Source organism: uncultured Flavobacterium sp. (assembly GCF_963975515.1).
Taxonomy (GTDB): Bacteria; Bacteroidota; Bacteroidia; order Flavobacteriales; family Flavobacteriaceae; genus Flavobacterium.
The window spans coordinates 15,285-36,707 of record NZ_CAXBGY010000005.1; the positions used below are offsets into that span (position 1 = coordinate 15,285).

The following is a 21,423-nucleotide window of genomic DNA, read 5'->3' on the forward strand; positions in this document are numbered from 1 at the left end:
TTACGAATTTGCGGTTTGTATTTGTTTCTTGTGAATTATCCAAAAAAAGCAGCAATCTTTTTGCGATCACCAACTACCCAAATAACATCATTTTTACTTAAAATAAAATTAGATTCTGGATTTAGAATTCGTTTTCCGTTGTGTTCTACACCAACAACTAAACCTTTTGTTTTTTCTCTTAATTCAGATTCTCTAATGGTTCTTCCGATAAAATCTTGTTGTTCTAATTCAAATTGTTGTAATACAATATCTGAATCTTCTTCATGAAGTACTTTAAATTCGTGTTTTTTTAAATAGTCACCAAATTCTTTAACTTGAATGTCTGTTCCTATTACATAAATTTCATCACTTGGATAAAGTTTTTCATATTTTGTAGGAACATTAATGTGTAGATTACCACGTTTTATGTAAGCAATATTAACTCCAATATCTTCTCTAATTTTAATTTCTTCCAAAGGTTTCCCAACCAAATCAGATTCTGGAACAATTAGAAAATTTGCCATGTGACCATCCCAAGGTGATAAATTATTTCGATTTATTTTTTTAACAGAAAGCTCTCTTTGATTATAATTTTTGACAAATCTATTTTCAATTTTTAAATATAGTTTATTAATTTTTTTTGGAAATAACATAATAATTACAACAGAAAGGACAAAAGCTAAAACTGCAATTCCTGGTGAAAGAAAGTTGTTTAACATCATTCCAATAAAAAATAAACCAATTACCATTCTAATGAAGATTAGGACTAAAATTGGACCGTGATGCTTTTTGTTTTTTAATAATTCTTGTACTTCTTCTGTAGCAATTCTACGTAAGGATACAGCCCATAGAAATGGTGCAATAATAATGAACGTTATAACAGCTGTAACAATATTTCCATAACTATAATCATCCATTAATGGCATTAAAAATCTTTTAGACAATTGAATAATTGCTAATAATATAATCGAATGAATAGCTACTTGAAAAACATATTCTTTAATTGCTTTTCTCCAAGTACTAACCGTTTTTATGGCTTGCGCATTGGCACTATAAATCTCAATTCGTTTAGCCCATCTTTTAGGTAATTTCTTTTCAATAAAACCAGCAACTGGAGTTGAGTATTTTATCATGTAAGGTGTTGTAAATGCTGTGACTGCTGAAACGGCAACAACAATTGGATACAAGAAATCACTAGTGACATTTAACGAAGCACCAAGTGTTGCTATAATAAACGAAAATTCACCAATTTGCGATAAACTCATTCCAGTCTGAATGGATTCTTTTAAAGGTTGACCAGAAATTATGGTTCCAATAGTGGAAGTTATAGATTGACCAAAAATGGTAATTAAAGTCAAAATCATTACTGGAAATGCGTATTCTATTAACGTATCAGGATTTATTAACATTCCAACAGATACAAAGAAAACAGCTCCAAATAAGTCCTTTACAGGTTTTACTAGATGCTCTATATGTTCAGCTTCATTTGTTTCAGCAATAATTGAACCCATTATAAAAGCACCTAACGCTGGAGAAAATCCGACACCAGCAGCAAAAATCACCATAAATAAACATAACGCTAATGAGATTATCAATAGTGTTTCATCTGTAAAAAGAGGTTTTAATTTTTTTAATAAAGTTGGAATAAAAAAGATTCCAGATACAAACCAAATGATTAAAAAGAAGCCTAATTTAAACAAAGATTGTATCAATTCTGTACCAGAAAACTGTTGACTTACTGCAATGGTTGAAAGTAAAACCATCATTAAAATGGCTACAATATCTTGAACAATTAAAGCACCAATTACGTTACCCGTAAATTTTTGAGATTTTACTCCTAATTCATCAAAAGCTTTCAAAATAATTGTTGTAGACGAAATGGATAATATTACACCTAAAAAAATAGAGTTCATTTCGTTCCAACCCATAAATTTTCCGGCATAATAACCCAAAATAATCATGGAGACGATTTGAGTTAATGCTGTAATAGAAGCAGTACCTCCAACTTTTAGTAGTTTTTTGAAACTAAATTCGAGTCCCAAACTAAATAAAAGAAATATTACACCAATTTCTGCCCAAACAGTTATGCTGTTCGTGTCCTTTACAGATGGGAAAAATGAAAAGTGTGAACTGGCTAAAAACCCTGCAACTAAATATCCTAAAACCAAAGGTTGTTTTAATTTTCTGAAAATCAACACAGCAATTGCTGCTGTTATCAGAATTAATCCTAAATCATTTATTAAATTTGGTATATGAACAGTAGTTGTCGCAACTAGAGATATCGGCATTTTTTTTCGTTTTGATAAAAATAATATTTTGCTTCTTTTGCTACAATTGATTTGCAAAAAATTAACATTCTAATATAATAAAAAAATCCACAAGTAATGCTAAGTGGTTTGTTGAATTTATAAATAAAAAGTATACTACTAAATCAATAGCATAATTTTTTAAACAAATTATATTTTTTACTTTTATAAAAAATATTTAACCAGTGAGATATATAATTTTTTGTACTTTTTTTCTAGTATGTTTATTTACACTAAATTCTTGTAATAGTTTAAATTATAAATATAGATCTCAAATTTTAATGAGGCCTTTAGATGTCAATCCATTAAAAGGAAAGTGGTTAATTGATAAGCCATATTTAAATAAAATTGATAAAAGTTATGAGGAATTAATTATTAAAGAATTTAAAGATAATCTAAGTAATAAAACAGAAAAAGTAGATTGTATTTTAGATTTTAATAATGTGATGACTTTTCAAAATTCTAATACAAAAATAGAAGATGTATTGGGCCTTTATAAAGAACAATTAGATTATGATTATTTAATTACAATTGAATTATCTTTAATAAAAAACATAACACCAGAAATTTCATATGCACCAGAAAAAGGACTGTATAGAGAATTAAATAGTAAGATATATGTTTATGATTTAAATTCTAAAAAATTAATCTTTGAAAAAGAATACTTTACTTCTGAAAAAATTTTGATGCAAAAAGATCGTATTAATATTATTGGAACTAAATTAGAAAAATTTATTTTTTGGACCGTTGAAAAAATGACTAAAGATTTTCAAGAACCTCATAATTGGTCTTTAGTGTTTTAAAATTAGGTAAAAAAAATCCTGCTAAATGAATAACAGGATTTTAAAAGTTCTAAGTAAAGTCTATTTATATACCTAAATAATTACTTGGAGTAATTTGTTTTAATTCGGTTTTAATTTCATCTGAAACATCCAACGTTTCAATAAACGCGTGAATAGATTCTTTATTGATTACCGTATTTGTTCTTGTTAAATTTTTTAAAGCTTCATAAGGGTTTGGATAAGCTTCTCTTCTTAAAATGGTCTGAATTGCTTCTGCAACAACAGCCCAATTCTTTTCTAAGTCTTCTGCAAATTTACTTTCATTTAGCAGCAATTTGTTTAAACCTTTTAAAGTCGCTTCAAAAGCAATTAAAGTATGACCTATTGGAACGCCAATATTTCTCAAAACTGTACTATCCGTTAAATCTCTTTGTAAACGAGAAACTGGTAATTTGTTTGAAAGATGTTCGAAAATCGCATTAGCAATTCCTAAATTTCCTTCACTATTTTCAAAATCAATTGGATTTACTTTATGTGGCATTGCTGAGGAACCAATTTCTCCAGCTTTAATTTTTTGTTTGAAATATTCCATAGAAACATAGGTCCAAATGTCTCTGTCTAAATCTAGAACTATATTATTAATACGCTTTAAAGCATCAAAAAACGCTGCAAAATGATCGTAATGTTCAATTTGTGTAGTTGGAAATGAATGATGTAAGCCTAAAGCATTTTCTACAAAATCAGTTCCAAATTGTTTCCAATCTTGGTTTGGATAAGCTACTTTGTGAGCGTTATAATTTCCTGTCGCTCCACCAAATTTAGCAGCAAAAGGCACATTGAATAACGAACGCATTTGTTCTTCTATTCGTTCTACAAAAACTAAGATTTCTTTTCCTAATCGAGTAGGAGAAGCTGGTTGTCCGTGCGTTCTTGCTAACATTGGAATATCTTTCCATTCAATACTTAATTCTTTTAATTTTTGAACTAATGAAATTAAAGTTGGTAAATAACAATCTTCAAACGCTTCTTTAGTGGAAAGTGGAATTGCAGTGTTGTTAATGTCTTGAGAAGTCAACCCGAAATGGATAAACTCTTTGTATTGTGATAACCCTAAAGCTTCAAATTTTTCTTTGATAAAGTATTCAACAGCCTTAACATCGTGATTTGTAGTTTTTTCAGTCTCTTTAATCCAAAGTGCATCTTCTGTACTGAAATTTTTGTATAAATCACGCAAAGCTTCGTATTTCTTAACGTCAACGCTTTCAAGTTGAGGCAAAGGCAATTCGCACAAAGCAATAAAATATTCTACTTCTACTAAAACTCTATATTTAATAAGAGCTTCTTCAGAAAAATAAGGTGCTAATGATTTTGTTTTGTTTCTATAACGTCCATCAATTGGAGAAATAGCGTTTAGTTCTGTAAGTTTTTGCATTTTTTTTGTGTTGTGATGTAAAGAAATGCAAATTTAGTTATAAGTTGTAAGTTATGAGTTATAAGTTCAAAACTTTTTATAACTAAGTAATTTTAATAGTAAGAAAGCAATTTAGTATTTCAAACTAAACTATAACCTATAACCCAAAATTATTTCAACCTTTTCAACTCCTCACGAACAATCTTGATTCCTTCTGTTGCAGAAAGCGGAATTACTTTTAAAGGATTATCTAAATCATAAATTGTTGCTGGTTTTGGGTCAATATAATAAACTAATACATCTTCAGAAACATAATTAATCAATCCAGCAGCAGGATACACTTGCAATGATGTTCCAATAACTATTAAATAATCGGCTTCTTCTAAGATTTCCATAGCTCTTTCAATTTCTGGCACTTCTTCTCCAAACCAAACAATGTGTGGACGCAATTGGATGTTATTACTATCGAAATCTCCTAGAATAATATCTTTTTTCCATTCAATTATTGAGTTTATATCTTGTTCATTTCTAGCTTTTAAAAGCTCACCGTGCAAGTGAATCACTTTTGTACTTCCTGCACGTTCGTGTAAATCATCTACGTTTTGGGTTATAATTGTGATGTCAAAATCAGTTTCTAATTCAGCTAGAATGATGTGGGCTAAATTTGGTTTTACTTCTAAAAGTTGTTTTCTACGTTTGTTATAGAAATCAAGAACTAATTCAGGATTATTAAGATATCCAATAGGAGAAGCAACTTCCATAATATCATGTCCTTCCCATAAACCATCTGCGTCTCTAAAGGTTTTAATGCCACTTTCGGCACTTACACCAGCTCCAGTAAGTACTACAATTTTTTTCATTTGCTACGATTTTGATATAAAGTTAAAAAAAAATCCCTCAGAATAATTAGAATTATAATGAGAGATTTTAAATAATCGTTGAAAGGTTTTAAACTTTACCTAAAGTGTATAATTGTTCTAATGTTGGAGATATACTTCCGCCAGCTGGTTCTAATGTAATTCCGAATGCTTCTGCATCTTGTGCGTTATCAACCTTAAAAACTTTTGAATTATCAGCAGTAAAGTTGTCTAAAACCCCAATACTTGTTGGCGTTAAAGGACTTAATTTTAATGCCCAAACTTGATAAACCTTTCCTTCTGGAGGAGCAGGTAAACCAGCCACATCAACATAAACTTCTTTTGTTACTTTATTATAATAGGCTTTTGCATAAGATTCTGGAGCAACAGCTTGTCCGGCTAAGGCAATAGCTTGATTGTTATTATCTCGAACAATGGCTAAAACAGTTTCAGCTTCTTTTTTCTTTAATTCTAAGTCAACTATTGATTCTTGCATAACTGATTTTTCAGCTCCTAATTTATCAATAACTTGATTAGATTCATTTAGTTTATTGAATTGTAATCCAAATCCAACTACAAGTACTGCAGCAGCTGCCCATCCAATATAAGTTGCCCAACCTGATTTAGGTTTCATGTCAATTACTTTGCGTTTTTCTAAGATCTGATTTCTAATTTTCTCATAATTTGTTGCAGATAGTCTAGGGGCAACGCTTTGTGATAAATCAATTACAGTGTCTTCAATGGCAATTACTTCTTGTCTTACAGCAGGATAATCTGCCATCATTTGTTGGACTTCATTATTTTCTGCTTCGGAAAGTTTTCCAAAAACATATAATTCTAAAATTCCAGATTCGATATATTCTTTACTAGTCATGGATCATTTTTCTTAATTCGTTCATACAATTTCTATTGTTTGTCTTCACTGTACCTAATGGCATTTCTAATTCATCTGACGCTTCTTGTTGGGTATAGCCCTGAAAGAACAAAAGATCAATTATTTGTACACACTTTGGTTTCAGCTTCATGATAAACTCTTTAATACCAATGGCATCGATTCTACTGGTTGTTCTCGAGCTATCTTCAAGTACATGTACGAAATTATCGGCAGATAAGTTTTTTTGACTGTTGTTAAAGTTTTTAGAACGTAATTTATCAATGGATGTATTCCTAGCTATATTAAGCATCCATGTATATAAACGTCCTTTAGATTCATTATAAGAATCTATGTTTTTCCAAATTTTAACGAATACTTCTTGAAGCACATCTTCGGCTTCTTCTGTATTTCTAATAAGATTATAAATCACTCCAAATAGACTTTTTGAATAGTTGTCATATAATAGAGTAAAAGATTTATCATCTTTTTTTAGTAATTCCTTTATTAATTCTTCTTGTTCCATGACGGTAAATGTAGTAAAAAAAATAAAGATTAAGTTTTTTTTGCTTTTTTTAAAACCAAAAAGAAAGTTATCTCGTAACTGTAGTTATAAATCTATTATTAAAATGTGTATCGCATACATTTAATAATGATGAAAAAATAAATTAATAATTTAAAAACTAACAAAATGAAAAAATCAAAAATTTTATTAGGGTTGGCTTTAACAGGAGTTTTAGCGATTACTTTAATTGCAGCGGATCACATTGATGCTCCAGCTGTTCAAGGTGGAAAATCAGACATTACTGATTTCTATGCATTTCAAGGTGCAAATACAGACAATATGGTGTTTGTAGCAAATGTTCAAGGTTTAATTACTCCAGGAGCAAGTTCTTCTGCATCTTTTGATGAAAATGTGATGGTAGAATTTAACATTGATAACAATGGAGACAATGTTGAAGATTTAGTAATTCAAGCAATTCCAAGAAATGGAGTAATGTTTTTCTTTGGTCCAGTAGCACCAGGAACTCCAGGAACATCTAGTATGGTTAAAACTGAAAGCCCTTTAGGAAGTATATCTATTACTCCATATGGAAGTGAAGCAATTATTACTTCAAACAATGGAGCAAAAATGTTTGCAGGTTTACGTGATGATCCATTCTTTTTTGACTTTGGCCAATATTCAGCTATAATTGGTGGAACAGCGACTTCATTTAATAATCCTGGAACAGATACTTTTGCAGGTTCAAATGTAATGTCAATAGTTGTTGAAGTTCCTAAATCTACTTTAGGTGGAACAGGTACTTTAAACACTTGGGTTGAAACTAAGAAAAAATAATTTTTAAAAATACTTAAAACAATAATATTATGAAAACAATAAAAAACATATTGGCTACGGCTACAATTCTTACTGCTACTTTATTTGTTGGATGTAGTGATGATGATAGTGTTGCTCTACAATCTACTGATATACAAACACAAATTGATTTTAGTGGAACTTATGCTCAACAAGATCAAATGGGTAGACCAGCGATTAATACAGTATTTGTGAGTTCTGGAAATAAAGATAGTTTCAATACTACTACACCTTCAACAATGGGAGCTAATTTTCAATCAGCTTTTCAATCGAGACTTTTAGCTTTAAACCCAGGATATTCTACAAATTTATTAGGGTTAGATGCTCCAACTTTTACAGGTGTTTTAGCTACTGATGTATTAAATGTTTCTACAACAGCTCCAACGACTTTCTTTGATGGTACAAACGTTTTAACTGGTAGAGCATTGGCAGATGACGTAATTGATGTTGAATTAATCTTAATTTTTGGTGGACCAAATGCTACAGCAAATCCAGGATTAACTTCGGATAATGTAGGTTCAAATGATAAAACGTTTTTATCGTCTTTCCCATACTTAGCATCTCCTTGGTAGAATTACCTTTTAAAAGAGCGTAGTTTTTAATTACGCTCTTTTATTTTCAAACAAAATAAAACAAAATAAAAACCTACCTACAATGAAAACTAATAAAATAATTAAACTGACTTTACTTTTAGTAATACCATTAGTTTTATCTAATTGTACTTCTAAAATTTCAAATCAAGTTACTAATAAAGAAGATTATAAAGCTTATTTAGAAGTAAATGATAATAAAAAATTACAAGACATAAATAAAGAAATCGAGTTTTGGCAAACGAAATTTGATGCTGCACCTAACCAATCTTCTTATTTAATCACATTAGCTTCACAATATTCTCAATTATTTGAAATATCAGGAAAAATTGATGATTTATACAAAGCTGAAAAATTATTACTAGAAGCAAATGAAAAATTTGTGGAACAAAATGCAGGAATTCACAGAGCAATTGCTCGTAACTATATTTCTCAACACCGTTTTAAAGAAGCTTTGACACATTTAGAAAAAGCAGATGAACTTGGAGAAAATAAAATAGGAACTCAAAAAATGCTTTTTGATGTTTACATGGAATTAGGAAACTATGATTTAGCTAAAGAAAAATTAACAGCTATTCAATTACCTAATGATTTTGATTATTTAATTCGTTCAGCAAAATGGAATGATCACAAAGGTGATTTAGATACAGCTATTTCTTCAATGGAAAAGGCTTTGAAAATTGCTGAAGACGAAAATAATAAAGGATTAAAAATATGGGTTTATTCAAATATTGGAGATTTTTATGGTCATGCTGGTAGAATTGAAGATTCATACAAATATTATTTAAAAACTTTAGAAGAAGATAACCACAACACTTATGCTTTAAAAGGAATTGCTTGGATTTCATTCTCACACGAAAGAAACCCAGAACAGGCTTTAGAAATTATAAATGCTATTGAATCAAAACATTTAGTGCCAGACTTGTATTTATTGAAAGCTGAAATTGCAGAATTTCAAAATAATAAAGTTGAAGAAACTAAAGCAATTAATAAATATAACGAAATTTTAGCTTCTCATGATTACGGTGATATGTACAACAAATACAATGTTTTACTTATGGCTGAAAACACAAATCAAGTTGATGCAGCCATAAAAATAGCACAAAAAGAAATTGAAAATAGACCCACTCCTGAATCTTACGATTTATTAGCTTGGACTTATTTTAAAATTGGTGAAAAAGAAAAAGCACTTGAAATAATTCAGAAATATACTATTGGAAAATCATTTGAACCTACAATCGTTTATCATAATGCAGAAATTCTAAAAGCAAACTCTCGAACAGCTGAAATTGTTCCCATGAAAAAAGAATTATTAGGAAGCATTTATGAATTAGGTCCAACTTTAGAAAACAAAATCAAGAACTTATAAACTAATCGTCATGAAATTTTATATAACAGTATTGCTGTTGTGTTGTTACTCGATAGTTTCAGCACAAATAGCGAAAGGGAAAATTATAGATTCTGATGAAAGTGTTTTAAGTGAGGCTTACATCATAAATTTAAATTCAGATTCACATTCACATACTAATGATTTAGGTGAGTTTAGTATCGAAAAAACGAATAATGGAGATGTTTTACGAATCAGCAAATTAGGATATAAAACTAGTATTGTTTCTGTTGATGATGTTAATAAAGGACTATCAATTACATTAGAAGATGATATCATTCAATTAAATGAAGTGGTTTTAAGTTCAGGAATAAATACAACCAATAACATCGCAAAAATTGATTTAATGACAAACCCAGTAAACTCTTCTCAAGAAATTCTTAGAAAAGTGCCAGGTTTATTTATTGGTCAACATGCAGGTGGTGGAAAAGCAGAACAAATATTTTTAAGAGGTTTTGATGTAGATCACGGAACTGATGTTGCATTAAGTGTAGATGGAATGCCAATTAATATGGTTTCTCATGCTCACGGACAAGGATATTCGGATTTACATTTCATAATTCCAGAAACGGTAAATAAAATTGATTTTGGAAAAGGACCTTATAAAGCCAATCAAGGAAATTTTGCAACAGCAGGTTACGTTGGTTTTCAAACTAAAGATAAATTAGAGTCAAGTTCGATTAGTTTAGAAGCTGGACAATTTAATACAACTCGTATGGTTGGACTTTTTAATCTGTTGGAAACTAATAAAAAACAAAACGCTTACATAGCGACAGAATACATTTTAACGGATGGACCTTTTGATTCGCCTCAAAACTTTAACCGATTTAATATTTTTGGAAAGTATAATATGCAATTAGATAATTCGTCAAAATTAACGTTACAAGCTTCACGATTTACAAGTCGTTGGGATGCTTCAGGACAAATTCCAAATCGTTTAGTTGAAAACGGAACAATATCAAGATTTGGTGCTGTTGATGATACAGAAGGTGGTTTTACTAGTAGAACAAATTTCATCGTTTCTCATCAAAAATCTATAGACGAAAATACCTATGTAAAAACAAATGTGTTTTACTCAAAATATGATTTTACGCTTTTTTCAAATTTTACATTTTTCTTAGTTGATCCTTTAAATGGTGATCAAATTAAGCAAAAGGAAAGCCGTAATTTATTTGGAGCAAATACAGAATTCAATAAAAAAATATTTTTAGATAATTCAGTTGTTTCCTTACAAAGTGGAGTAGGATTTAGAGCGGATGAAATTGATGGAATAGAATTATCTCGAACTTTAAACAGACAAGAAGTTCTTGAAAACATTCAATTAGGTGATATTGACGAATCAAATATGTATGGTTATTTTAATTCAGAATTCAAATTCAATAAATTTAAAATTGCTCCGGCCGTTAGATTAGATTATTTCAAATTCAATTACCAAGATGCTTTAGAACCAATGTTTAAAACCTTGTCAACTACAGCAGTTAAAGTTTCTCCGAAATTAAACTTGAGTTATTCTCAAAATAACAATGTAGAATATTTTATTAAATCTGGTTTTGGATTTCATTCTAATGATTCAAGAGTAGCCTTACAAGAAGATAAAGAAGTTGTGCCAAGTGTTTTTGGAGTTGATGTTGGAAATGTATGGAAACCAACCAACAATTTGATTGTAAATACAGCTTTATGGACTTTATATTCACAACAAGAATTTGTCTATGTTGGTGATGCTGGAGTAGTAGAAGCTTCAGGAAAATCAAGACGTTATGGTGTTGATTTAGGGTTTAGATACCAATTAAGTGATTATGTTTTTGCTGATTTTGATGGAAATTATGCGTTTGCAAGAACAGGAGATAATTATGAAGAATATATTCCATTAGCTCCAAAATTTTCTTCTACTGGAGGAATTACGTTAAAAGATTACAAAGGTTTTTCAGCTGGAATTAAATATAGATATTTAGGAGATAGAGCAGCAAATGAAGATAATTCAGTAGTTGCAAAAGGATATTTTGTTTCCGATTTTAATGTGAATTATAAAATAAATAATTTCAACATAGGAATAGTTGTAGAAAATATTTTCAACACAAAATGGAATGAAACACAATTTTTAACCGAATCAAGATTGAAAAATGAAACACAATCGGTTGAAGAAATACATTTTACACCTGGAACACCATTTTTTGCAAAAATAAAGATTGGATATAATTTTTAGTAGTCAGTAGGTGATTATTATAGATTAGTTTTTATTTTGTTTGCGTCAGTTTAAGTAATGTTTATTCATCTTAAGCTGACGTTTTTTTTTGTAATAAAACCGAATTATCTATCTTTGACCAAATGGAAAAATTAGATTTACTTACTTACCTAGAAGGTTTTCTTACTGATAATAGAAAACAACGTTTTTTAGATGTTTTATCAAAAAGAACAAAGCACTTTACAATTGCGGTTGAAGATGTTTTTCAAATGCATAACACAAGTGCTGTAATGCGCAGTTGTGAAGTTTTTGGTATTCAAGAATTAAATGTTGTAGAGCAAAGATTTGGAAAAGCTATTGATAAGCAAATTGCAATGGGTGCTCAAAAATGGGTAGATATTAATGAACATTCTTCTAGTCAGGCCTGTATTGATTCTTTAAGGCAAAAAGGGTATCAAATAATTGCTACAACGCCTCATAATGAATCATGTACAATAGAAAATTTTGACATTACTAAACCATCTGCTATTTTTTTTGGTACAGAAATCGACGGATTATCCGATGAGGTAATGCAACAAGCCGATGGTTATTTAAAAATTCCAATGGTTGGATTTACTGAGAGTTTGAATATTTCGGTTTCAGCAGCAATTATCATTCAAGATATTACAAATAGATTGCGTAATTCAAATATTGAATGGCAATTATCGGATGAAGAATTACTTGAAAAACGTATTGATTGGGCTAGAAAAACAATAAAAGACATTAAGAATGTTGAAGGTAGGTTTTATGAAAATCTATAAACGCTTCAACATTTTATATTCTTCATAACAACCACTAATTGCATCAAGAATTTGTAAATCATTGGCAGATTTTATAAAGTCTTGCGAATAATTACATTTTTCTAAAATTAATGGAATATCATCTTTACTAATTTCTAATAAAGAAGCTAAGGTTTCTCTGTCATATTTAGTGGCTAAAAGTTTTCTAATGTCGTCATTAGCTTTCATTTCTTTAAGCTTTTTCATTTCCTTAGTTTTTTTACTAAACGTATTATATAAAAAATCTGCAGGATTTAAAACTGAACGCACAACTCTTCCTAAAGCATTTGGAGAACGGTCACCAACTTCATAAGCAGCTAGTAAACCAGCAATGTTTGCTCTGTAATTTTCGTTAACCGGAATGATTTTAGTATCAACTTCCAAATAACCAGTAAGATTGTATTGCGAAAGCTTAATTTCGTCTAAGACATAAATTTTTTCGGTAAGTTTAATTTTTGTAGTGCTATTTTTAATCCAGTCGTTTGTGATTACTGTTTTTACAGTTTCAAAACCTAAGTAAGTAAAAATTATAGTATCATTTACAACGCCTTCTATTTCAAATTGTCCGCTACCGTTTGTAACAGAACCTTTTACTTGAGTCGTGTTAATAACATGCACATTATTCATTGGAAGTAATGTTTCAATATTTACGACTGTACCTTTAACTTTTTCAACAGTCGCTATAGTATCATTTTTAGTTTGAGAAAAACCAAAAGAGGTAACAAAAAGGCATAAAAAAACTACAAAATATCTCATATTTTAAATATTGATTCAAAAATACGAATCAATTAGAGATATTTTGCAGTTTTATAAGAATATTAACTATTTATTCGCTTCTTCTTGAGCGTTTAGCTTTTTCAAAAAATCCTTTTGATTCTCCTTCAGAGCTTCTTCTTTCTCTTTTTGGAGCATCTGATGAAGATGAAGAACTTCTTCTTCTTTCACCACTTCCAGAACTTGAATCTCTTTTAGTGAAATTTCTGCTTCCACCATCACGATTTCCACCGTCACGACTTCCTCTAAATCCACCACCAGAACTTCTTCCACCACCAGAACTTCTTCCGTTGTGATCTCTTCTTCCAGAATTTCTTCCGCCACCACCTTCGTTTTTAGAAATTTCAACGTTGATTCTTCTTCCGTTCATGTCGTAACCGTTGATTACAGACATAACTTTTTCCATGTGTTCAGCGTCTGTGTTAAAGAAAGAGAAACCTTCTTTTACATCTACTTTGAAAACATCATCACGACCTAAGTCAAGTGTTTCTTTTAAGAAATCTTTTAACTGCATCCAATCGAAATCATCTCTAGATCCAATGTTGATAAAATACCTTACATCATCACCAGCTTTAAATTCTCTTGGTTCAGAACTATTTCTTTCACTTCTTTCCCCAGAACCAGATAAATCACGTTTCTTTTTGTAATATTCTAAAAATCTATTGAATTCTACAGAAACTATTTTTTTAATTAATTCTTCTTTATCTAATCCAGATAAAACATCATTAATAGCAGGTAAATAGTTGTCAATTTCATGATCAACTTCTGTGTCGTTAATTTTATTAGCTAAATGCAATAATTGTATTTCGCATATTTCAATTCCAGAAGGAATAGTTTTTTCTTCAAATTTTTGTTGAATGATTCTTTCAATTGATGAAATCTTACGCAATTCACTTTTAGTAATAATTACTATTGAAGTTCCTGATTTTCCAGCACGACCAGTTCTACCTGAACGGTGATTATAAGTTTCAATTTCATCTGGTAATTGATAATTAACTACGTGAGTAATATCATCAACGTCAATTCCACGAGCAGCAACGTCAGTAGCTACAAGCATTTGAATTTGTCTACCTCTAAAAGATTTCATAACTCCATCACGTTGTGCTTGAGATAAATCTCCATGCAAAGCAGCAGCGTTATAACCATCTTCAATTAATTTTTCAGCAACAGATTGTGTATCACGTTTTGTACGACAGAAAACCACAGAAAATATATCTGGATTTGAATCGGCTAAACGTTTTAAGGCTTCATATCTATCACGAGCATTTACTACATAAAATTCATGTGATACAGTTTTTGATCCTGCATTTTTGTGTCCTACAGTAACTTCTGCTGGATCTTTCATAAACTTTTTAGCAATACGTGCTACTTCAGCAGGCATTGTTGCAGAGAATAACCATGTGTTTTTATCTTCTGGAGTATCTGATAATATAGAAACTATATCTTCATAAAATCCCATGTTTAACATTTCATCGGCTTCATCAAGAACACAAATATTTATGTTTTTAATGTTAACCAACCCACGATTAATCATGTCTTGCATTCTACCTGGAGTTGCTACAATTACATGTGCTCCACGTTTAATTTCTCTTGCTTGTTCTGAAATGCTTGCACCACCATAAATTGCAACGGTGTTTAAACCTTTAATGTATTTTGCATAATTCTTCATTTCGTTTGTTATTTGCAAACAAAGCTCACGAGTTGGCGATAAGATTAAAACTTGAGTGTTTCTATCTTCTACATTAATTTTTTGGATTGCTGGAAAACCAAATGCTGCTGTTTTCCCTGTACCTGTTTGTGCTAAAGCAACTAAATCTGTGTTTTTTTCTAATAAAACCGGAATCGCTTTTTCTTGCACTTCTGACGGATTTTCAAATCCTAGATCCTTAATCGCCAGCAGTAACGATTCATTCAGACCTAATTGTTCAAATTTATTCATAAGTATTTTTAAATTGAGTGCAAAGGTACTGATTATAAGTGAGATATGCTAATTGTTTGTAAAATGTTCAATTTCAGTACTTTTAATCTTTAAATTTGACATAATTGATACTTTATAAAGTAAAATATTATCTACTTTTGTTGGCTTTTAATTAATTGTTTTTAGAAATGTTTCAAATTTTAGATGTTATAGGTGTTTTTGTTTTTACGGTCTCTGGAGTTTTGTCTGGATTAAATAAAAAATTAGATGCTTTTGGCGTTTTTATTATTGCTTTTGTTACTGCACTAGGAGGTGGAACTTTGCGAGATATGCTTATTGGTAAAACCCCAGTAGGCTGGATGGAAGATCTAACTTATCTATATATAATTGTGTTAGCTTATTTTATAACCATATTTTTTAAAAGACATTTAGAAAAATTGAGAATTTCTTTGTTTCTGTTTGATTCAATAGGATTAGGTGTTTTTACCATAATTGGAATAGAAAAAGGAATTAAATTTGGATTGCATCCAATAATATGTATAGCACTTGGAACAATAACTGCAAGTTTTGGCGGTGTTATTAGAGATATACTTTGTAATGAAATTCCAGTTATTTTTAGAAAAGAAATTTATGCAACTGTATGTATTTTTGGAGGAATTATGTTCTTTGTGTTGCAAAAAATAAATTTAAATCATGATGTTTTGTATGTAATAACATCATTGTTTATGATTTCTTTTAGGCTTTTAGCTGTGAAATACAAATGGTATTTGCCTTCGCTGTATAAAAAAGGTTAAACTTTAGAAAGAAAATCTATAAGTTGTTTAACTGCGATTCCTCTGTGACTTATGATTGCTTTTTCTTTCATTGATAATTGCGCAAATGTTCGAGTATCATTTTCTGCTGCAAAAATGGGGTCATAGCCAAAACCTTGAGTTCCAATTTTTTCTTTGATGATGTTTCCTTTGACAATTCCAGTAAAAAGAAGCTGTTCTTTGTTAAGATTTAGAGCAACTACGGTTTTAAATTGAGCTTTTCTGTTGCTTTTGTTTTCCAAATTGAAAAGTAACTTATCCATATTGTCATTAGAATCCTTTTGTTCTCCTGCATATCTTGCCGAATAAACTCCTGGTTCACCGTTTAAAGCATCAACTTCTAAACCTGTGTCATCTGCAAAACAATCGTAACCATATTTTTCTGTGACATAATTTGCTTTTAAGATTGCATTCCCTTCAATAGTATCAGCAGTTTCTTCAATTTCTTCTGTGCAACCAATGTCTTCTAAACTTAAAATAGTAATCGATTCAGGTAGCATTTGCTGAATTTCTTTGATTTTATTTTTGTTGTTGGAAGCGAAAACGAGTTTCATGATATTAGATTTTCAGATATTGGATTTTCAGAAACAGAACTTACTATAAAGTACAAAAGCCGATCTGGAGCGATCGACTTTCATGATGAACGTGTAACCACATTGCTGTGTCGTTCGGGTGCAAATATACATTCATTATTTAATATAAATCTAATTTTTTATTCTTTTTTTCGAGTTAGTGATAGAAACGGCATCCTTTTGTAATTTATTTTTTTGATAAAATAAATAAATTATAAAAGATATAGTGTATAGCGCGTTGCAAAACAGTTGGTTAGTGTTTTTTAATAAATTTTGATGTTTTGCAAACTCCTAAAAATAAATTAGCATAAACTTTTTTTTATTTGTACTTTTGCCGAGTTTTTAAAACTATATTTTAAGATATTATGGTAAAAGATTTATTTGCAAGAATACAAGAAAATAAAGGTCCATTAGGAAAATGGGCATCGCAAGCTGAGGGTTATTTTGTTTTTCCAAAATTGGAAGGTGAACTTGGTCCAAGAATGACGTTTAAAGGAAAAGAGGTGCTTAACTGGTCGATTAATGACTATTTGGGTTTAGCAAATCATCCTGAAGTTAGAAAAGCTGATGCTGATGCTGCTGCTCAATATGGTGCTGCTTATCCAATGGGTGCTCGTATGATGAGTGGTCATACTGATATGCACGAACAATTAGAAAATGAATTAGCAGCTTTTGTACAAAAAGAATCGGCTTATTTGTTAAACTTTGGTTATCAAGGAATTATGTCATGTATTGACGCTTTGGTTACTAAAAATGATATTATTGTTTATGATGTAGATTCACATGCATGTATCATTGATGGTGTGCGTTTGCACATGGGAAAACGTTTTACTTACAAGCACAATGACTTGGAAAGTATGGAAAAAAACCTGCAACGTGCTACTAAAATGGCTACTGAAACTGGTGGTGGAATCTTATTCATCACAGAAGGTGTTTTTGGAATGCGTGGTCAACAAGGAAAATTGAAAGAAATTATTGCCATGAAGGAAAAATATAATTTCCGTTTATTGGTTGATGATGCTCATGGTTTTGGTACTTTAGGTAAAACTGGTGCTGGAGCAGGTGAGGAGCAAGGTTGTCAAGATGGAATTGATGTGTATTTTTCTACATTTGCTAAATCTATGGCAAGTATTGGAGCTTTTTTAGCTGCTGATAAAGAAATTATTGATTATTTAAAATACAACTTACGTTCTCAAATGTTTGCTAAATCATTACCAATGATTCAAACTGTTGGTGCTTTGAAGAGATTGCAATTATTAAGAGATAATCCAGGTTTAAAAGATAAACTTTGGGTGAATGTAGATGCTTTACAAAACGGTTTAAGAGCAAGAAATTTTAATATTGGTGATACTAATACTTGTGTAACTCCAGTTTATCTTGAAGGAAGTGTACCTGAAGCAATGGTTATGGTAAACGATTTAAGAGAAAATTATGGTATTTTCTTGTCGATAGTAATTTATCCTGTTATTCCAAAAGGAATTATATTGTTGAGAATGATTCCAACGGCTTCTCATACTTTAGAAGAGATTGAAACTACTTTAAGTGCTTTTGAAATTATTAGAGAAAAATTAGTTAACGGAACTTATAGAAAAATTGCAGATGCAACTAAGGTTGATATGGATGCGTAAATTATAGATTTTCTGATATTTGGATTTTAGATTTTCAGAAAGTCGCTTAAAAAAACCCAATGCTATTTATTTAGTATTGGGTTTTTTATTTCAAAAATTACATTGTTTAGGTTCCCTTCATCTTTTTTACCCAAAATAAGTTTGAAGTTATTTCTTGCTAATAAAGTTTTAGAATTCTCATTTTTTTGATGAGTATAGGCTTCAATTATATCTAAATTTAGATTTTTAAATCCATATTCGAGTACAGATTTTAACGATTCACTCATTATTCCTTTTCCTTGAAAATCGGGTTCTAAATCATATCCAACTTCTGCTACTTTATGGTTTTCAGAAAAATTCCACAAACAGATTGTTCCAATAATTTTAGGGTTATTTTTTAAAGTTATTCCCCAAGAAATTGATTTGTTTGTTTCAATATTTTCATTTAGTTGTTGGATGAATTTTATAGCATCAGAACTATTCCTAGTTTTTCTGTTTTCTGGTCTTTCAATGAATTTATTGATTGTTTCATCAGAACGTAGATATAAAATAGCTTCATAATCTGTTTCCAATATTTGTCTAAGAATAAGTTTTTTTGAATTTATTTCGGGAAAAGGATTAAATTTTATCATCTCATCTTGTTTTCTTAGATTGCTTATAATTTCTTACTATACGTTCTTCTCCGTTTGGTAATTTTAGTATTAAAATTTTTCCAAAGATTTTGAATAGCTGTATTTTCTTCTAATTCTGGTGTTCTTACGCAAGTTTCAATACCTTTTGCCTGACAAACAGTATAATATTCATCAAAAATAATAGCTGTTACACCTTTACTTTGATATTCAGGAGCAACACCAATTAAATAGAAAACAACCTCTTTTGAATTGTTTTTAGCTTTTAATAAATGATAAAATCCAAAAGGAAACAACTTACCATTTGCTTTTTTTAAAGCTTCACTAAATCCAGGCATAACAATAGCAAAAGCAATCATTTTATCATCTTTATCTACTATGAATTTGATAAATTCAGGATTTATGAAACTAATGTATTTCTTTTTAAAATATTCTTTTTGAACATCATTTATAGCCACAAATGATTGAAGTTTTGCATAGGTATCATTAAACAAATCAAACATTTTGTCTACATAAGACATTATGTCTTTTGTTTTAGTAAAATTAAGACATCGTAAACCGTAGCGTTGTTTGATTAAAGCGCTAGCTTTTTGAAAAGGTTCTGGATTGATGTTACTAAACGAAAAATTGCTTTCAATATATTCTTTTTCTTTTGTTAAGCCCAATTTTTCAAAATGGTCTTTATAGTAAGGCAAACTATACCAAGTCACCATATTACCTACTTGGTCAAAACCTTCAATTAGTACTCCAACTTTGTCTAGATTAGAAAAACCAATTGGCCCTTCAACCATCTCTAAATTATGTTTGTTACCTAATTCGTAAACTTTTTCTAGCAAAGCTTTAGTTACTTCAATGTCATCAATAACATCAAACCAGCCAAAACGGACTTTACTTTTTCCAGCAATTTTTACTTCATCCCAATTAATTATTGCTGCTAGTTTACCAACAATTTTGCTGTCTTTGTAAGCTAAATAAAAATGCGCTTCAGCACTTTGAAAAGCTGGGTTTTTATCTTTGTCAAAAGTTTCTAATTCTTCTGCAATAATTGGTGGAATCCAATAGGGATTATTTTTATATAATTCGAAAGAAAACATGACATAATCTTTCATTTCTTTTTTTGACTTGGCTTCTTTTATTTCAATCATTGTGGTTGGGTGAAATTATTCTTCGTCTTTAGACTTTTTTAATTTCTTTTCTTTATTCTTATTTAATTTAGGCTCTTTTTTCTTAGCACTTTTATTTGCTTTATCTTTCTTTCTGTCTTCAGGAGATTTTATTCTTACCTCTTGATAATTTTTATCAAAACGCCATGAAATTCCAACTCCACCGTACATTATTGAAGGTGTGTCTTTTATGTTCTTAGAAAATGAAGCGTCAACTTGCATGTTAGGCGAAATAAGATATGCTCCACCAGCTCTAAAAACAATATCACTATATAAATCCCCTTTATAACCTTGATTTTCAACAAAAACTGACCATTGTTGGTTTATTCCATGTGTAAGGGTTGCGATATATTCTAATGATTTAAAATCAGAAGTAAACTTGTTGTAGATTAAATTTCCAACTAATACCCAACGTGTACCAAAAGTGTTTTGTGTAATCAAAGCCACTTTAGGACTGATTTTATTTTCAATTAATTTCGAATTATAATTATAAGGATTATCAGAAAAATTTAGGTTTAGACCACCAAAAACACCAACAGAAGGAATTAATTGTCTCCATTTAAAACCTTGATTGGCCTTCCAACTTCTAATATTAACTTTCTGTTCATAATATTTATTTGGGTCATAAACTAAATATTTAGCACCTAGAACGGTAGTTCTTAAAGCACTTCTTTTATATTCTTCAAGTGGACTTGTATAGGTGTCATTTTGATATTGAATTTCTACAACAACTTCCATTTCTTCTTTAATAACACCCCAACGCAAAGCAAAATCTACTCCAAAACCATTGGCATCATAACCAATTAAGTCATGATTTTCTTTAATACCAAAAACTCCAGATTCTAGTTGAATAATCGATTTTCCAACAGAGAAAGCCATCATGGATTTTCCTGGTCGATTAGAATTAATTACATCTGTATATTGGGCAGAAGCCAATTCAACAAATAAAACAGAGATTAAAAGGAGAAATTGTGTTGATTTTTTCATAACTGGCTTAAATAAGTTTTTCAAAAGTAGTTATTTTATCATAAATTTAAGAAACAATTTATGGGTTTTTAGTACTTATAGTCGTATTTTTGAATTTTAAAATTAGATTATAATGATAGAAGCATCATTTACAGGTTTATTAAGAACGTTAGCTTACATAGTTTTATTTTATTATTTGTTTAAATTCTTAATTAGAATTTTTGCACCAATACTTATGAAGAAAGCTATGAGTAAAGTGCAACAAAAAATGGAAGACCAAGTTAGGCAGCAACAAAATTATCAACAAAATACGGCTCGAGATACTTCACAAGCAGAGGTTAATCCTCAGGAAAAGAAGAAAGTAGGAGAGTATATTGATTATGAAGACGTAGATTAATAACATTTAAACAATAACAGAAAGGATATTTTAACAATATCCTTT

At 29.9% G+C, this 21,423-nt stretch carries 20 protein-coding genes; 9 read left to right on the top strand and 11 right to left on the bottom strand.

Translation table 11 applies throughout. From position 1 onward, the window contains the following. Positions 1–35 precede the first annotated feature (35 nt). On the bottom strand, positions 36–2,267 hold the full coding sequence (locus tag AAC008_RS07360; protein ID WP_339888408.1) for a cation:proton antiporter: 2,232 nt from the start codon (positions 2,265–2,267) through the stop codon (positions 36–38). A gap of 299 nt (positions 2,268–2,566) precedes the next feature. Between AAC008_RS07360 and AAC008_RS07365 the strand changes: the two genes are divergently transcribed. After that, the gene (locus AAC008_RS07365) at positions 2,567–3,088 is read left to right on the top strand and encodes a hypothetical protein (protein WP_339888409.1); all 522 of its coding nucleotides are present in this window, start codon (positions 2,567–2,569) and stop codon (positions 3,086–3,088) included. A 64-nt stretch (positions 3,089–3,152) separates the two neighbouring features. On the opposite strand, the gene purB is transcribed toward AAC008_RS07365, so the two are convergent. From purB to AAC008_RS07385, 4 genes are all read right to left on the bottom strand, one after another. Next, positions 3,153–4,499, bottom strand: coding sequence for an adenylosuccinate lyase (purB, locus tag AAC008_RS07370; protein WP_339888410.1), 1,347 nt, complete (start codon positions 4,497–4,499; stop codon positions 3,153–3,155). A gap of 149 nt (positions 4,500–4,648) precedes the next feature. Next, a complete protein-coding gene (locus AAC008_RS07375; protein ID WP_339888411.1) occupies positions 4,649–5,338 on the bottom strand; it encodes an NAD-dependent deacylase in 690 nt (229 codons plus the stop codon). A gap of 88 nt (positions 5,339–5,426) precedes the next feature. Next, positions 5,427–6,209, bottom strand: a complete 783-nt coding sequence (locus AAC008_RS07380; RefSeq protein WP_339888412.1) for an anti-sigma factor — start codon at positions 6,207–6,209, stop codon at positions 5,427–5,429. Next, positions 6,202–6,732 (bottom strand): RNA polymerase sigma factor, encoded by a 531-nt coding sequence (locus AAC008_RS07385; protein ID WP_339888414.1) that lies wholly within the window; start codon positions 6,730–6,732, stop codon positions 6,202–6,204. The genes AAC008_RS07380 and AAC008_RS07385 overlap by 8 nt, the downstream gene beginning before the upstream one ends. Before the next feature lie 165 nt (positions 6,733–6,897). On the opposite strand from AAC008_RS07385, the gene AAC008_RS07390 reads away from it, so the two are divergent. From AAC008_RS07390 to AAC008_RS07410, 5 genes are all read left to right on the top strand, one after another. Further along, on the top strand, positions 6,898–7,545 hold the full coding sequence (locus tag AAC008_RS07390; RefSeq protein ID WP_339888416.1) for a DUF4331 family protein: 648 nt from the start codon (positions 6,898–6,900) through the stop codon (positions 7,543–7,545). Between the two features lie 29 nt (positions 7,546–7,574). Continuing rightward, positions 7,575–8,135, top strand: a complete 561-nt coding sequence (locus AAC008_RS07395; RefSeq protein ID WP_339888418.1) for a DUF4331 family protein — start codon at positions 7,575–7,577, stop codon at positions 8,133–8,135. Positions 8,136–8,217: 82 nt separating this feature from the next. After that, a complete protein-coding gene (locus AAC008_RS07400; RefSeq protein ID WP_339888419.1) occupies positions 8,218–9,522 on the top strand; it encodes a hypothetical protein in 1,305 nt (434 codons plus the stop codon). A 10-nt stretch (positions 9,523–9,532) separates the two neighbouring features. Then, positions 9,533–11,743, top strand: a complete 2,211-nt coding sequence (locus AAC008_RS07405) for a TonB-dependent receptor plug domain-containing protein (RefSeq protein ID WP_339888421.1) — start codon at positions 9,533–9,535, stop codon at positions 11,741–11,743. 122 nt (positions 11,744–11,865) lie between these two features. Next, a complete protein-coding gene (locus AAC008_RS07410) occupies positions 11,866–12,522 on the top strand; it encodes an RNA methyltransferase (RefSeq protein ID WP_339888422.1) in 657 nt (218 codons plus the stop codon). Here AAC008_RS07410 and AAC008_RS07415 read toward each other — a convergent pair. Together AAC008_RS07415 and AAC008_RS07420 are read right to left on the bottom strand one after the other, a co-directional pair. Further along, on the bottom strand, positions 12,517–13,296 hold the full coding sequence (locus AAC008_RS07415) for a carboxypeptidase-like regulatory domain-containing protein (RefSeq protein ID WP_339888424.1): 780 nt from the start codon (positions 13,294–13,296) through the stop codon (positions 12,517–12,519). The two genes, AAC008_RS07410 and AAC008_RS07415, sit on opposite strands and share 6 nt — an antisense overlap. 70 nt (positions 13,297–13,366) lie before the next feature. Beyond that, positions 13,367–15,253 carry a DEAD/DEAH box helicase gene (locus AAC008_RS07420; protein WP_339888426.1) on the bottom strand — a complete coding sequence of 629 codons (1,887 nt, stop codon included), beginning with the start codon at positions 15,251–15,253 and terminating at the stop codon, positions 13,367–13,369. Positions 15,254–15,420: 167 nt separating this feature from the next. Between AAC008_RS07420 and AAC008_RS07425 the strand changes: the two genes are divergently transcribed. Then, positions 15,421–16,026: a trimeric intracellular cation channel family protein gene (locus AAC008_RS07425; RefSeq protein ID WP_339888427.1), complete on the top strand. Its 606-nt coding sequence runs from the start codon at positions 15,421–15,423 to the stop codon at positions 16,024–16,026. Here the strand turns inward: AAC008_RS07425 and AAC008_RS07430 are convergent. Beyond that, positions 16,023–16,598 (bottom strand): non-canonical purine NTP diphosphatase, encoded by a 576-nt coding sequence (locus tag AAC008_RS07430; RefSeq protein ID WP_339888429.1) that lies wholly within the window; start codon positions 16,596–16,598, stop codon positions 16,023–16,025. The genes AAC008_RS07425 and AAC008_RS07430 overlap by 4 nt on opposite strands. Positions 16,599–16,981: 383 nt before the next feature. On the opposite strand from AAC008_RS07430, the gene AAC008_RS07435 reads away from it, so the two are divergent. After that, positions 16,982–18,244 carry a pyridoxal phosphate-dependent aminotransferase family protein gene (locus tag AAC008_RS07435; protein ID WP_339888430.1) on the top strand — a complete coding sequence of 421 codons (1,263 nt, stop codon included), beginning with the start codon at positions 16,982–16,984 and terminating at the stop codon, positions 18,242–18,244. 62 nt (positions 18,245–18,306) lie between these two features. Here AAC008_RS07435 and AAC008_RS07440 read toward each other — a convergent pair whose 3' ends face one another. From AAC008_RS07440 to AAC008_RS07450, 3 genes are read right to left on the bottom strand one after another with little or no spacing between them, the layout of a single operon-like run. Continuing rightward, positions 18,307–18,855 (bottom strand): GNAT family N-acetyltransferase, encoded by a 549-nt coding sequence (locus AAC008_RS07440; RefSeq protein WP_339888431.1) that lies wholly within the window; start codon positions 18,853–18,855, stop codon positions 18,307–18,309. A 23-nt stretch (positions 18,856–18,878) separates the two neighbouring features. Then, positions 18,879–19,997 carry a GTP cyclohydrolase gene (locus AAC008_RS07445; RefSeq protein ID WP_339888432.1) on the bottom strand — a complete coding sequence of 373 codons (1,119 nt, stop codon included), beginning with the start codon at positions 19,995–19,997 and terminating at the stop codon, positions 18,879–18,881. Positions 19,998–20,012: 15 nt separating this feature from the next. Beyond that, positions 20,013–21,002, bottom strand: a complete 990-nt coding sequence (locus tag AAC008_RS07450; RefSeq protein WP_339888434.1) for a transporter — start codon at positions 21,000–21,002, stop codon at positions 20,013–20,015. Positions 21,003–21,114: 112 nt separating this feature from the next. Here AAC008_RS07450 and AAC008_RS07455 point away from each other — a divergent pair, with 112 nt between their 5' ends. After that, positions 21,115–21,378, top strand: a complete 264-nt coding sequence (locus AAC008_RS07455) for a DUF4834 domain-containing protein (protein WP_339888435.1) — start codon at positions 21,115–21,117, stop codon at positions 21,376–21,378. The last annotated feature ends 45 nt before the right edge of the window (positions 21,379–21,423 follow it).

Coding starts and splice junctions, on each gene's coding strand:
- AAC008_RS07360 (WP_339888408.1), bottom strand. CDS start 2,267: ATGCCGATATCTCTAGTTGCGACAACTACTGTTCATATACCAAATTTA.
- AAC008_RS07365 (WP_339888409.1), top strand. CDS start 2,567: ATGAGGCCTTTAGATGTCAATCCATTAAAAGGAAAGTGGTTAATTGAT.
- purB (WP_339888410.1), bottom strand. CDS start 4,499: ATGCAAAAACTTACAGAACTAAACGCTATTTCTCCAATTGATGGACGT.
- AAC008_RS07375 (WP_339888411.1), bottom strand. CDS start 5,338: ATGAAAAAAATTGTAGTACTTACTGGAGCTGGTGTAAGTGCCGAAAGT.
- AAC008_RS07380 (WP_339888412.1), bottom strand. CDS start 6,209: ATGACTAGTAAAGAATATATCGAATCTGGAATTTTAGAATTATATGTT.
- AAC008_RS07385 (WP_339888414.1), bottom strand. CDS start 6,732: ATGGAACAAGAAGAATTAATAAAGGAATTACTAAAAAAAGATGATAAA.
- AAC008_RS07390 (WP_339888416.1), top strand. CDS start 6,898: ATGAAAAAATCAAAAATTTTATTAGGGTTGGCTTTAACAGGAGTTTTA.
- AAC008_RS07395 (WP_339888418.1), top strand. CDS start 7,575: ATGAAAACAATAAAAAACATATTGGCTACGGCTACAATTCTTACTGCT.
- AAC008_RS07400 (WP_339888419.1), top strand. CDS start 8,218: ATGAAAACTAATAAAATAATTAAACTGACTTTACTTTTAGTAATACCA.
- AAC008_RS07405 (WP_339888421.1), top strand. CDS start 9,533: ATGAAATTTTATATAACAGTATTGCTGTTGTGTTGTTACTCGATAGTT.
- AAC008_RS07410 (WP_339888422.1), top strand. CDS start 11,866: ATGGAAAAATTAGATTTACTTACTTACCTAGAAGGTTTTCTTACTGAT.
- AAC008_RS07415 (WP_339888424.1), bottom strand. CDS start 13,296: ATGAGATATTTTGTAGTTTTTTTATGCCTTTTTGTTACCTCTTTTGGT.
- AAC008_RS07420 (WP_339888426.1), bottom strand. CDS start 15,253: ATGAATAAATTTGAACAATTAGGTCTGAATGAATCGTTACTGCTGGCG.
- AAC008_RS07425 (WP_339888427.1), top strand. CDS start 15,421: ATGTTTCAAATTTTAGATGTTATAGGTGTTTTTGTTTTTACGGTCTCT.
- AAC008_RS07430 (WP_339888429.1), bottom strand. CDS start 16,598: ATGAAACTCGTTTTCGCTTCCAACAACAAAAATAAAATCAAAGAAATT.
- AAC008_RS07435 (WP_339888430.1), top strand. CDS start 16,982: ATGGTAAAAGATTTATTTGCAAGAATACAAGAAAATAAAGGTCCATTA.
- AAC008_RS07440 (WP_339888431.1), bottom strand. CDS start 18,855: ATGATAAAATTTAATCCTTTTCCCGAAATAAATTCAAAAAAACTTATT.
- AAC008_RS07445 (WP_339888432.1), bottom strand. CDS start 19,997: ATGATTGAAATAAAAGAAGCCAAGTCAAAAAAAGAAATGAAAGATTAT.
- AAC008_RS07450 (WP_339888434.1), bottom strand. CDS start 21,002: ATGAAAAAATCAACACAATTTCTCCTTTTAATCTCTGTTTTATTTGTT.
- AAC008_RS07455 (WP_339888435.1), top strand. CDS start 21,115: ATGATAGAAGCATCATTTACAGGTTTATTAAGAACGTTAGCTTACATA.